Here is a 13339-nt window from a genome sequence, read left to right as displayed (position 1 = left end):
GATGTCTCGTCAGGACGGAGATAAACCTATCCCCTGACCCCATCACCTTCCGTCCGGTCCGACAGCCTGCGGCTGGGTCCGCGCGGCTGGCCTTGGGCGCGCTGCGCCTCCAGCATTGAGACGGCCGTCTCAATGGATACCGGTGGGGAGAACAGGAAGCCTTGCGCCTGCTGGGCGCCGAAGGCCCGCAGGAAGCGGAGCTGCTCGCGCGTCTCCACCCCTTCGGCCGTGAGGACAATGCCCAGAGAGCGGCCGAGCCGCACCACATATTCGACGATGGACGCCGCATCCCGCTCGATGCCGAGGTTCATGATGAAGGAGCGGTCGATCTTGATCTTGGTCACCGGCACGCTGCGGATGTGCACCAGGGAGGCATGGCCGGTGCCGAAATCGTCCAACGCGATCCGCACGCCGGCATCGCGCAGCCGCAGCAAAGACTCCTTCCCCCGCCCCTCGGCCTGGAAGATGGCGCTCTCGGTGATCTCCAGCTCCAGGCGGTTCGGGTCGAAGCCGGTCTCCTCGAGGACGGAGAGCATGCGCTCGGCAATGTCCGGCTGGCGCAAATTCACCGCCGACATGTTGACGGAAATGGTCACGTCGGTGAGCTGACGCCCCAGTTCGCACGCCGCCCGCAGCGCCCATGCGTCGAGGCGGCTGATCAGGCGCGAGCGCTCGGCAATGGGCACGAACCCCTCCGGCAGGATGCGGCCTCGCACCGGATGGTCCCAGCGCACCAGCGCCTCGAAGCCGATGATGCGCTCGCTCTCCACATCCACCTGCGGCTGGAAGAGCAGCGCCAGCTGGCCCTTGGAGATGGCCTCCGACAGTTCCTGCTCCACCTCGCGACGGTGGAGCACCTCCACTTCCAGTTCCGGCTCGAAGGCGTGGAAACTGCCCCGCCCTTCCGCCTTCGCGCGATAGAGGGCGATATCGGCGCGACGCATCAGTTCGCGGGCATCGGTGGCGTGGCGGGGCGCGAAGGCGGCGCCGATGGAGGCGCCCACCATCAGATCTCGCCCCTCCATCTGCACCGGCTCCTGGATCACGGCGAGGAGGCGCGCCACCATGTCCGCCGCGGTGCGTTCCCCGTCGGGCGCGACGAACAGCACGAACTCGTCCCCGCCAAACCGGGCGGCGAGGCCCGCATCGCCGATGCAATCCTTGAGGCGCTGCGCGATGAGCCGCAGCAACTCGTCGCCGACGCCGTGCCCCAGCGTATCGTTGATGTCCTTGAAGCCATCGAGATCGAGGAAGAGGAGCGCAAGCGTGTCGTCCGGCTTCAGGTCCGCGAGGCGGGTGCCGAGCTGCTCGATGAAATAGCCCCGGTTGGCGAGGCCGGTGAGATAGTCCTGGAATGCGAGGGCGGTGGCGCGGGCCTCGCTCTGCGCCAGGGCGCGGGCCGAGCGGCGCGTGCGGATCAGCAGAGCGATGCAGATGGCGAGCAAGAGGGTGGAGAGCGCGGCAACCACCGGCGCGACACGGCGGAGCGAACCCGAACCGGCCTGATCGGGCTTCCACGACAAAGCAAGCGGTGCGTCGCCGGCGAGATTGGTGAGGGTCACGCTGTTCTCGGCGCGATCGGGGTTCACGGCCGGGACGATATGAAGGCCTGCCACCTGGAGACGGCCCTCCAGCTCATGCAGGAAGGTATCGTCCACCGCATCGACCACGACGCAGATGATGTTGGCTTGACCGGCCGGGGACGGAATGACGGCGGCGAACCCGACCCCCTGCCCGTCCACGATGAAACCCATGCGCTGGTCGCCCACGCCCCTCAGGGCGCGCCGCAATGTGGGGGTGACGCTCACGATCCCAGCATCATCGAGCATGCTGCCGTCGACGGAGGCATAGATCGGCTTTCCGGTGGTGCGGTCCACCAGAAAGGCACGCTCATAGCTGAAGCGGGAATTGAGAGGCTCGCCGAACTTGCTGTGGACGAAGCCCGCATCGCCGGAGGTGGCGCGCCGGATGATCTCGGTGTCCTCGAGGAGCGCATTCACGCTGCGCTGCATGGTGACCGCCCGCTCCTGGAGCAGGGCGGAAACCACGTCCCTTTCGCGCGCTGCGATACGACGGTCGCTGCCGGCCATGGTGATCACGAGAAGACCAACCAGCCCACCGAGAACGACCGCGACCGCGGCGACAGTCGCGATAAAGAAGGCGCGCTCGTCGGCGCCCGTACGTCTTGGAATTTTTTGCCTCCTGCGGCCGCAACGCAACCGCCCCCACGAGCCCCGTGGTATCGGCCACCTTTTAGGCAGCTTGCGCCATCTGGCGCAAGAAGGTCGAATGCCTTCCAAGCTTAAGGTTAAGCGCCCCGCCCGGTCGTGCGCTCGTGCCGCTCAAACCCGGGAAAACCAAAGGGACGCAAAGCCCAGGAAGACGAAGAAGCCGACGCTGTCCGTGACCGTCGTCACAAAGACGCCCGATGCGACGGCAGGGTCCAGCTTCAGCTTGTGAATGGCGATCGGGATAAGGATACCGAACAGGCCGGCCGCGAGCATATTGACCACGAGGGCCGCCGCGATGACGCAGCCGAGGTGGATGTTGGCGAACCACGCGGAAGCGATAAGGCCCAGCAGAATGGCCAGAATAATCCCGTTGCAAAGGCCCACCAGCACCTCGCGTCGCACCACGCGGCGGGCATTGTGGCTGCCGAGATCCTTGGTGGCGAGCGCGCGTACTGCCACCGTCATGGTCTGGTTCGCTGCGTTTCCGCCCATGGAAGCAACGATGGGCATGAGCACGGCGAGTGCCACCATCTTCTCGATGGTATCGGAGAACAGCGCGATGATGAAGGCGGCGAGGAACGCAGTGCCCAGATTGACCACCAGCCACGGCAGGCGGCCGCGCGCGGTATAGGCGACGCTGTCGGAGAGTTCTTCGTCGCTGCCGACGCCCGCCATGGCGCGCAGATCCTCGTCCGCCTCCTCCTGGATCACGTCCACCACGTCGTCGATGGTGATCACCCCGACGAGGCGGCCGGCATCGTCCACCACGGGGGCGGAGACGAGGTTGTAATGCTCGAACAGGCGGGCCACGTCCTCCTGGTCGTCGCTCGCTTTCACCACATGCCGCTGCTCGTTCTTCACCGTGGTCAGCGGCACCGAGCGCCGGGTGCGCAGGAGCCGGTCCAGGGAGACCGAGCCGACGAGGCGATAGGCCGGGTCCACCACGAAGATCTCGTAGAAGGTATCCGGCAGATCCTCGGTCTCGCGCATGTAGTCGATGGTGCGCCCGACGGTCCAGAAGGGCGGAACGGCGATGAACTCCGTCTGCATCCGCCGGCCCGCGCTCTCCTCGGGATAGTCGAGGGAGCGCTCCAGGGCCACGCGCTCGGGCGCGGGGATGTATTTGAGGATGTCCGCCTTCTCGTCCTCGTCGAGGTCTTCGAGGATGTAGACGGCGTCGTCGGAATCGAGATCGCGGATGCCTTCCGCCGTCGTCCAGGGCTTCAGGGCCCGGAGGATCTGGACACGAACCGTCTCGTCCAGCTCGGTGAGCGCGGTAAAGTCGAAATCACGGCCCAGAAGCTCGATGAGCCTGGGGCGCTCGTCGGCATCAAGGGATTCGATGAGGTCGCCGAGGTCGGCTTCGTGGAGGCCAGCGATTTCCGCCTTCAGCGCAGCCCGGTCCTCTCCGGCAATGGCGGCTTCCACACGTTCCAGAAAAGCGGGCACAAAGGCGCCGTCCTCGTCGCGGACGGACGGGACGTCTTCCTCGATGGCGGGATTGTCCTCGCGCATCCGCTCGTCCTCTTCGGCATGGATCGGAAACCTAAGGCGTTCTAGAGCGCACGGGCCCTGGAGGGAAGCTGAGATGGCCGCGCCGGAGGCGGCAAATCAGCCCTGCTTTCGGCCAAGCAAGCCGGCAGCGGCAGCGCTCCCGCCACCGCAAGTGGCAAGAAAAATGAGACAGCCGTCTTAGAAAAAGCGAGAGGGGAAATCCGCCATCCTTCGCGCCTATCCTGCCATCGTCTCCGAATCGGGTTTCCGCATGACCATTCGCTTTCTCCTGGGGCTCGCCCTCGTTGTCCTTTCCGGCATCGCGGCTCATGCACAGGCCCCCTGCCCGCGCCCCGGCACGCTCGGCACGACGCGGGTGATGGAGGTGCCGGCCGGCGTGCGCGTCGGCACCAAGTCCTTCCCCCAGACGCTTCCTTTGGCAGAGAAGGAAGTGGTCCTCACCTTCGATGACGGCCCCTGGCCCACCACCACCGCCGCGGTGCTCGATGCTCTCAAGGCGGAGTGCGTGAAGGCCACCTTCTTCCTGATCGGCCAGAATGCCCGCGCGCGGCCGGAGCTTGTCCGCCGCACGCTGGCCGAAGGGCACACGGTCGCCCATCATTCCATGACCCACCCGGAGGCGACACTCGCGAAGATGCCATTTGAGGCGGCGGTGGCGGAAATCGAGCACGGCATGGCTGCGGATGATCAAGCCGCCTACGGCACCAGCACGGGCGCGCCCCGAATCCCCTTCTTCCGATTCCCCGGCTTTGCCGCCACGCCTCAGCTTCTGGATTATTTGGCGGGGCGTGGCATTTCGGTGTTCGGCGCGGACCTCTGGGCCAGCGACTGGAATAAAATGACGCCCGAGCAAGAGCTTGACTTGGTGCTTCGTCGGCTCGACGCAGCGGGACGCGGTATCATCCTATTCCACGATACCAAATCTCAGACTGCGGCCATGATTCCGGCGTTCTTGCGGGCTCTAGCGGTGCGTGGGTATCACATAGTTCATATCGTTCCAGCTTCGGCGAAACCCGCCCGCGCGTTCAACTAGCGCATTGTTGGGCGTATCCGACGAAGCTGGTGCGGCTTGGTTCCTGGTCAGGGATCCGCCCAGGGCGGGCGTCGGGAGAGCAACGGGATGCGGTCCATTCTTTTGGCTGGCGCATTGATTGCGCTTGCGGGGGCGGCACACGCGGAAGACGCCTGTCCGAATCCCGACGCCATCGGCACGTCGCGGGTCATCACCATCGACCCGAAGCAGACGCCGTTCCTCGGCAATCTTCAGTACAAGACCACGGCGCCGCTCCAGAAGGGCGAAGTGATTCTCACCTTCGACGACGGCCCCCTGCCCCCCATGACCACCCGCGTGCTGGACACGCTGGCCCGCGAGTGCGTGAAGGCGACCTTCTTTATCGTCGGGCGCATGGCGAGCGCGTATCCGGCCGAACTCCAGAAGACGGCGGAAGCGGGCCACACCATCGGCACGCACAGCCAGACCCACCCGCTGATCTTCCCCAAGCTCAAGCAGCCCGCGGGCATCCAGGAGATCGAGCAGGGCTTCGCCTCTACCAATGCGGTGCTCGCGCCCATCGGCGCGCACACCGCGCCCTTCTTCCGATTCCCCGGCCTCGGCCGCACCAAGTTTTATGAGAACTATACCCAGGAGCACGGCATCGCCGTGTTCAGCGTGGATGCCGTCGCCGACGACTGGCTGCACCTGAAGCCCGAAGAGGTGATGAAGCGCGCCCTCGACCGCCTCACCGCGAAGGGCTACGGCATCCTGCTGCTGCACGATATCCAGCCTTCCACGGCGGTGATGCTGCCGAACCTGCTGAAGGAGCTGAAAGCGCGCGGCTTCAAGATCGTCCACATGGTCTATGGCGAGAACCCGGTGGCGGAAGCTCCGGCCGCTCCGGGGGCGCCAGCCGCCGCGACGATCGCGACTGCGCCCGGCGCGCCTATTGCGATTCCCTCTGCGGTCGGCGCTCCTGCGGCCCCTGCCACGACGCCGGAGGCCACCGCTTCCGTGCCGGCCCCGGCCCGTCCGGCGCCTGCGCCCGCTCCTGCCCGCACCGTTGCTGCCCCAAAGCCCGCACCGCCGCCGAATCCCACCCAGGCCCTGCCAGGGGGGAAAGCGCTGACGGATCCCGTCGAGACCCCGTTCAACCTGTTCTGGCCGCGCCTGATGACCAATACGGCACCGCCAAGCCTGCGCTGAAGGCGGCCCTCGAGCCTGTGGCTGGGAAATGGCTGAAACACATACCTGAAACGACAACGGCGGCCCTTGGGGCCGCCGTTGTCCGTTCTGGAGCCTAAGCTCACCAATATCTGGTGCGGACGAGAGGACTCGAACCTCCACGGGTCTCCCCACTAGCACCTCAAGCTAGCGCGTCTACCAATTCCGCCACGACCGCAATCAGATCTGGCCCGGGTCTGGCCCGGCAGCCGGCTCATCGCCGGGGGCCATCGTCTAACAGATCGACTTTGGCGCCACAAGGCCTCAACAGCACGCTTCGCGACAACTATATGTCCCATGTGGACAAGGGCGGCTGTGCCCTTCCGAACCGTTGTGCCCGTATGACCTCCGCTGTGACGCGCGCCCATCTCGATACCCGCTTCTTTCCCGCCTCCCCGGACGCCCCTCCGGTGGAATGGTGGATCAGCGACGATCTCGTCCCCTATCCGGACGCGACCGCGCGCATGGAAGCGCGCGTGGCGGCCATTGCAGCAGGTGAAGCCGCCGAAGCGGTCTGGCTGCTGGAGCATCCCCCGCTCTACACCGCCGGCACCAGCGCCAAGCCCGCCGATCTCGTGGATGCGCGATTCCCGGTGTTCGAGACCGGCCGCGGCGGCCAGTTCACCTATCACGGCCCCGGCCAGCGGGTGGGCTATGTGATGCTGGACCTGCGGCGCCGGCAGCCGGACCTGCGGCGCTATGTGAGCGCACTCGAAGCCTGGCTGATCGGCACGCTGTCCGCCTTCAACGTGCGCGGCGAGCGGCGTGAGGACCGAGTCGGCGTGTGGGTGCCCCATGACGGCGTCGAGGAGAAGATCGCCGCCATCGGCATCCGCGTGCGCCAATGGGTGACGTTCCACGGCATTTCGCTCAACGTCGACCCCGACCTCGACCATTTCGACGGCATCGTGCCGTGCGGCGTGCGCGAGCACGGCGTCACCAGCCTCTCGGCCCTCGGCCGCCTCGCGCCATTGCCCGAGGTGGACACGGTGCTGCGTGTCGCCTTCGAAGAAGTCTTCGGCCCCACCATCCAGCGCCACGGCCCCGCCGGCCTGCCCTGAGCGGCCTGCGCACAGCTCAGCAACACCCATACTCTACGTGATGCCGTTGAGGAATATTGCCCCGGCTATTCACACAAGCGTCGCCGGACGCAGCGTAATTTCAGTACATAGACATAACACATAAAATAGTACCTACCTGGATGCGGACTTGACCTTGACCCTAGCAGGTTAGCGACGGGATACGTCCCGTCGCCTTCGCGTCAGTTCCCCGAAAAACCAAACACATTCAATCGCTTCATCAAATCATCCATCACGCGCGAGCGAAGGCGGAAGATCATGCCCAATTATACTTTGCAGCTCCTGCATTGGTCGGACGGCGAAGCCGGCCTCCTGGCGTCCACCACAGCCCCCTATCTGGCGGCCATGGTGGATGCCTACGAGGACCAGTTCGCCAACACGCTGGTCCTGACCAGCGGCGATAATTTCCTCCCAGGCCCGTTCCTCGCAGCGGGGACTGATCCGAGCGTCATCGCGGCACTGAATGCGGCGGGCTCGCAGCTTTCTTCCACCGCGACCGTTCCCATCGGCGCCGTCGACATCGCCATCCACAACGTGTTGGGCGTCACGACCTCCGCCATCGGCAACCACGAATTCGATCTCGGCTCCCGGGTGCTGCGGGATGCCTTCACGCCCGCCAGCGGCTGGAGCGGGGCGAACTTCGTCTATCTCTCGTCCAACCTGGATTTCTCGGGCGATGCGGACCTCTCCAGCCGATTCACCAATACGGTGGACGGCAATCCCGCCACGCCGTTCGCTGACGCCAGCACCCTGAAGGGCCGAATTGCCCCGGCCGCGGTGATCAACCGGGGCGGCGAGCGAATCGGCGTCATCGGCGCCACCACCCAGCTCATCGAATCCATCTCCTCCCCCTCGGGGACCGAGGTGAAAGGCTTCCCCACCGGCGGCGGTGCCAATGGCGAAGTCGACAATATGGACCTGCTGGCAGCCCAGCTTCAGCCCATCATCGATGAGATGCTGGCGTCCGGCGTCAACAAGATCATCCTCCAGTCGCACCTCCAGCAGATTCAGAACGAGCAGTTGCTCGCGAGCAAGCTGCGCGGCGTCGACATCATCATGGCCGGCGGCTCCAACACCCGCCTGGGAGATGCGAACGATCAGGCGTCAGCCTTCCCCGGCCATGCCCCCGCTTTCGAGGGCTCCTACCCGCTCCAGGTGACGGGCGCCGACGGCAAGACCACGCTCATCGTCAATACGGATGGCGAATACACCTATCTCGGACGCCTGGCCGTCGACTTCGACGAGAACGGCGACATCGTGCTGAGCAGCCTCACCGCCAACCAGACGATCAACGGCGCCTATGCCTCCACCGCCCAGAACGCGGCCGCGGCCTGGGGTGTCGCCGTGAGCAGTCTGGAGGCGACGGCGTTCGCCGCCGGCACGAAGGCGGATCTGGTGCGCGACCTCACGCAGGCCGTGCAGAACGTGATCAACGCCAAGGACAGCGACATCTTCGGCTACACCAAGGTTTACCTCGAAGCCGAGCGCAACATCATCCGGAACGAGGAGACCAATCTCGGCAACCTCACCGCCGACGCCAATGCCTATGTGGCGCGCCAGATGCTGGGGGACGAGGCCACCTTCGTCGTCTCGCTCAAGAATGGCGGCGGCATCCGCACCCCCATCGGCACCCTTTCCGAGCCCGATCCGGTGGACGGCTCCATCGACAAGCTGCCGCCGCCGGCGAATGGCGCGGTGGGCAAGCTGGAGGGCGGCGTCTCCCTCCTCGATGTGGAGAATGCGCTGCGCTTCAACAACCGGCTCATGGTGTACGACACCACACCCGAGGGCCTGCTCAACATCCTGAACTGGGGCGCCGGCCTCTCCGCCAATAATGGCGGTTTCCCCCAGATCGGCGGCGTGCGCTATTCCTACGACCCGGACCTGCCGGGCAATTCAGGCACGACCCCCGGCTCGCGCATCCGCGACGTGGCGCTCATCGACGAGAACGGCCATGTCGTCGCCAAGGTGGTGGATAACGGCGTCGTGCTGGACGAGGCGCCGGACGTCATCACGGTGGTGACGCTGAACTTCACCGCCAATGGCGGCGACGGCTACCCGGTGAAAGCCAATGGCAGCAATTTCCGCTTCCTGCTGAATGACGGCACGGTTTCCGAGGCCATCGACGAGGCGCGGGACTTCACCAACGCCAATCCCACGACGGGCGTCGGTTCGCTGATCGCGCGTTCGGTCGGTGAGATCGAGAGCTTCGGCGCCTACATGCAGGCCGTCCATGGCACGCCGGCCACCGCTTATGACGGAGCCGACACGGGCCAGGCGCTGGATACGCGCATCCAGAACGTCAATGTCCGCCAGGACACGGTCTTCACCTCCGCGGCCGTGAATGGCTCCGACGCCGGCGATCCCCTCGACGGCACGGCGGGCGACGATGCGCTCCACGGGATGGCCGGAAACGACTTCTTCTTCGGCCGCAAGGGCGACGATCTGCTCGATGGCGGGGACGGCGACGACACCGCGGTGTTCGACGTCGACTTCAACAGCGTCTCGGTCTTCCTCGTCGGCAATGCCATTGTCATCTCCAGTGCCGAAGGCCAGGACCGGATCCGCAACGTCGAGCATCTTCAGTTCGCCGATGGCCGGATCGACCTCAAGGACGGCAATGCGCTGGTGAATGACCTGTTCTACTACGCCCAGAACAAGGACGTGTGGGACGCAGGCGCCGACGCAGAAACCCACTACGCCACCTTCGGCTGGAAGGAAGGCCGCGACCCCAGCGCCCTGTTCGACACCAGCGCGTATCTCGCTGCGAACGCCGACGTGAAGAAGGCCGGCGTCAACCCGCTGGAACATTATCTGACAATAGGTTGGAAGGAGGGCCGCGATCCCTCCGCCGATTTCGACACCCGCCTCTATCTGACCCAGAACCCCGATGTCGCGGCCGCGGGGGCCAACCCGCTCGAGCATCTGGAGGGGTCGGGCCGGGACGAAGGGCGGAAGATATCCTTCGCCATCGGCGACAAAGCCCAGAATGGCTTCGACGTCCAATACTACCTCATGAAGAATCCGGACGTGGCGGCGGCGGGGGTGGATGCCGCGCAGCATTATCACTCCATCGGCTGGAAGGAGGGGCGCGACCCCAACGCCCTGTTCGACACCTCCGCCTATCTGGCGGCTTATGCCGACGTTAAGGCGGCAGGCGTCGATCCGTTCGAGCACTACATGACCATGGGCTGGAAGGAGGGGCGCGATCCCTCAGCGCTCTTCGACGGCGACGCCTATCTTGCAGCCTATCCGGATGTGGCGGCCGCCAAAGCGAACCCGCTCCAGCACTTCCTCGCCAACGGCATCTATGAAGGGCGGGATGGCTTGATGATCTGACAAGATCCGGCACCGCCGGCAGAAAGAGGAACGGCGGAGACCTAGTCTCCGCCGTTTATTTTTTCACGAGGTGCAGAGCGCCGGGGGTGCTGCTCAGATGCCGAGCTTGCGCTTCAGGATGTCGTTGAGCGCCTGCGGGTTGGCCTTGCCGCCGGAGGCCTTCATAGCCTGGCCCACGAACCAGCCCAGCATGGTGGGCTTGGCCAGGACCTGGGCTACCTTGTCGGGATTGGCGGCGATGATGTCGTCCACCACCTTCTCGATGGCGCCGGTGTCCGTCACCTGCTTGAGGCCGCGCTCCTCCACGAGAACGCGCGGATCGCCCGCCCACTTCTCTTCCAGGATGATGATCAGCACGTCCTTGGCGATCTTGCCGGAAATGGTGCCGTCCGAGATGAGGTCGACGATACCCGCCACCTGCGCGGCCGAGACCGGGGTGCGGGAGATGGAGACGCCGGCGGTGTTCGCATAGGCGGCAACATCGCCCATGACCCAATTGGCCACCAGCTTGGCGTTGCGGGCGATGCCGCCCACCTTCACCGCCTCCTCGAAATAGTCGGCGGTCTCCTTCTCGGCCACCAGGATGGAGGCGTCATAGGGGGTGAGGCCGTAATCGGCGATGAAGCGGGCCTTCTTCGCGTCCGGCAGTTCGGGAAGCTCGGCTTCCAGCTCCGTGACGAAGCCCGGCTCCAGCACCAGCGGCAGCAGATCCGGGTCCGGGAAGTAGCGGTAATCGTGCGCCTCTTCCTTCGAGCGCATGGAGCGCGTCTCGCCCTTGTTGGGGTCGAACAGGCGCGTCTCCTGGTCGATCTTGCCGCCATCCTCGATGATGTCGATCTGGCGCCGCGCCTCGGCCTCCACCGCCTGGCCGATGAAGCGGATGGAATTGACGTTCTTGATCTCGCACCGCGTGCCGAGGGGATCGCCGGGCTTGCGCACCGAGACGTTCACGTCGGCGCGCAGGTTGCCCTTCTCCATGTCGCCGTCGCAGGTGCCGAGATAGCGCAGGATGGAGCGCAGCTTGGTCACGTAGGCGCGGGCCTCCTCGGAGGAGCGCAGATCGGGCTTGGAGACGATCTCCATCAGCGCCACGCCGGAACGGTTCAGGTCCACGAAGCTGCGGGAGGGGGAGAGATCGTGGATGGACTTGCCGGCATCCTGCTCCAGATGCAGGCGCTCGATGCCGACCGTGATGCTCTCGCCGTCTGGCAGGTCGACGATCACCTCGCCCTCGCCCACGATGGGGCTCTTATACTGGCTGATCTGGTAGCCCTGGGGCAGGTCCGGGTAGAAATAGTTCTTCCGGTCGAACACCGAGCGCAGGTTGATCCCGGCCTTCAGGCCGAGCCCCGTGCGCACTGCCTGGGCGACGCATTCCTTGTTGATCACCGGCAGCATGCCGGGCATGGCCGCGTCCACGAGCGAGACATGGTCGTTGGGCGGGCCGCCGAAGGCGGTGGAGGCGCCGGAGAACAGCTTGGCGTTGGAGGAGACCTGGGCGTGGATCTCCATGCCGATCACCACTTCCCAGTCGCCGGTGGCGCCCTTGATGAGCTTCTTGGCGTCGGCGGGGCGTGCGTGAGCGTTCATTGCTGTCCCTTGAAGAAATGTGGCGGTGCGCGCGGATGTTCCCTGTCCCCTACTCCCGACGGCGGGACGTGGCAACCACGCGGATTGACTGCGCGCCCCGCCCCCCTAAGAGTGCGCGCCCTTAAGGAACAGCCGGGCTGCCGCCATCACAATGCGCATCGCATCCATTTCCCTGGTCAAGGACGAGGCCGACATCCTGGAAGGGTTTGTCCGGCACAATCTCCATTTCGTGGACCGGATGTACATCATCGATGACCGCTCCACGGACAACACCCCGGAGATCCTGCGGCGGCTGACGGAGGAGACTTCGGCGGTCCGGATCCTGGAGGACGGCTGGACCGGCGCCTTCCATCAGGCGCGGCGCACCACCGCCGCCATGCGCCTGATCCTGAAGGAAGAGGACTGGGACATCATCCTCCCTCTCGACGCGGACGAGTTGATCCGTGCCGCCGATCGCAGCGTGTTCGAGGCGGACCTTGCGGCGATCCCGCAGGGCATGGCCGGCGCCTTCAGCGAGATGCGCTATCTGGCCGGCCCCGAAGACGACCTTTCCATCACCGACCCGCTGGTGCGTGTGCGCACGGCGCTGCCGCACGATCCCGTGGGCGCCTTCAAGAGCATCGCCACCCGCCAGCTTCTGGCCGAGCCGACGCTGGCCTTCGACGAGGGGAACCATTCGATCCTGACCCACGGCATCCGGGTGCCGACGCGGTCCCTGCCGAACGTGCAGCTCGCGCATTTCGCCATAAGGTCGGTGGATCAGATCGCCGTGAAATGCCTCAAGCATTATGTGGGCTGGCGGAGCCGGGAGGATTACACGAAGAATTTCGTGCCCACCCTGGTGGGGGGCGCCGAGGCCCTGAAGGCGGAACCGCGCTTCGCGCTGGCCCCTTCCGCCGCCATCATCCCCGCTTATTGCGATTCCTATCCGCTCGACCAGGCCGCGGACCGGCCCTTCGTGGAGCGGCGCGGCGCGCTGAAATGGCCGGAGCTGGCGGTGTCGCCGCCTTATGCCCAGGTGATCGGCCTGTTCGACCAGCTCATTGCCCGGGCCTCCGCCGGGGACGCGCTGGTGAAGGCGGCGGGTGGCGAGGCGAACGCCGAAGCGGTGTCGCGGGTCATCGCCGAGCGCAACGCGCTCCAGATCGAGATGGACCAGCTGAAGACCTCCACCAGCCGGCTGGCAAAGGCCTATTGGAACGCCGTGGTTTTTCGCATGCGGCGGTCGCTGCGCAAGCGCAGATACCGCTGAGCCGTCAGGCGACCGTTGCGAACAGATGAAACCGGGAACTGCGTCATTCCCTCTCCCGCTTGCGGGGGAGGGAATTGGTGAGAAATGGGCTGCTGAGCGCTTGATGTGAGGCTCC

8 protein-coding genes and 1 tRNA gene are annotated in these 13339 nt (G+C 65.6%); 5 read left to right on the top strand and 4 right to left on the bottom strand.

The genetic code is table 11. The features are described from left to right. Positions 1-26: 26 nt before the first annotated feature. Positions 27-2048: a putative bifunctional diguanylate cyclase/phosphodiesterase gene (locus ABLE91_RS12915; protein ID WP_348931247.1), complete on the bottom strand. Its 2022-nt coding sequence runs from the start codon at positions 2046-2048 to the stop codon at positions 27-29. Positions 2049-2342: 294 nt separating this feature from the next. Further along, a complete protein-coding gene (gene mgtE, locus ABLE91_RS12910) occupies positions 2343-3746 on the bottom strand; it encodes a magnesium transporter (RefSeq protein WP_348931246.1) in 1404 nt (467 codons plus the stop codon). Positions 3747-3996: 250 nt separating this feature from the next. On the opposite strand from mgtE, the gene ABLE91_RS12905 reads away from it, so the two are divergent. Continuing rightward, the gene (locus ABLE91_RS12905) at positions 3997-4779 is read left to right on the top strand and encodes a polysaccharide deacetylase family protein (RefSeq protein WP_348931245.1); all 783 of its coding nucleotides are present in this window, start codon (positions 3997-3999) and stop codon (positions 4777-4779) included. Positions 4780-4866: 87 nt separating this feature from the next. Next, positions 4867-5946, top strand: coding sequence for a polysaccharide deacetylase family protein (locus tag ABLE91_RS12900; RefSeq protein WP_348931244.1), 1080 nt, complete (start codon positions 4867-4869; stop codon positions 5944-5946). A gap of 111 nt (positions 5947-6057) precedes the next feature. Here ABLE91_RS12900 and ABLE91_RS12895 read toward each other — a convergent pair. Further along, positions 6058-6142, bottom strand: a tRNA-Leu gene (locus ABLE91_RS12895). Between the two features lie 163 nt (positions 6143-6305). Between ABLE91_RS12895 and lipB the strand changes: the two genes are divergently transcribed. Then, positions 6306-7025 (top strand): lipoyl(octanoyl) transferase LipB, encoded by a 720-nt coding sequence (gene lipB, locus ABLE91_RS12890; protein ID WP_348931243.1) that lies wholly within the window; start codon positions 6306-6308, stop codon positions 7023-7025. Positions 7026-7301: 276 nt separating this feature from the next. Beyond that, positions 7302-10382: a bifunctional metallophosphatase/5'-nucleotidase gene (locus tag ABLE91_RS12885; RefSeq protein WP_348931242.1), complete on the top strand. Its 3081-nt coding sequence runs from the start codon at positions 7302-7304 to the stop codon at positions 10380-10382. Positions 10383-10475: 93 nt separating this feature from the next. On the opposite strand, the gene gatB is transcribed toward ABLE91_RS12885, so the two are convergent. Then, entirely contained in the window at positions 10476-11972 is a 1497-nt protein-coding gene (gatB, locus tag ABLE91_RS12880; protein WP_348931241.1) for an Asp-tRNA(Asn)/Glu-tRNA(Gln) amidotransferase subunit GatB, read from the bottom strand. A gap of 151 nt (positions 11973-12123) precedes the next feature. Between gatB and ABLE91_RS12875 the strand changes: the two genes are divergently transcribed. Further along, the gene (locus ABLE91_RS12875) at positions 12124-13224 is read left to right on the top strand and encodes a glycosyltransferase family 2 protein (RefSeq protein ID WP_348931240.1); all 1101 of its coding nucleotides are present in this window, start codon (positions 12124-12126) and stop codon (positions 13222-13224) included. Positions 13225-13339: the final 115 nt, after the last annotated feature.

The sequence above is a fragment of the Aquabacter albus genome, from assembly GCF_040049275.1.
In the GTDB taxonomy this organism is placed as follows: domain Bacteria; phylum Pseudomonadota; class Alphaproteobacteria; order Rhizobiales; family Xanthobacteraceae; genus Aquabacter.
This window is presented reverse-complemented; position numbering and strand designations above follow the sequence as displayed.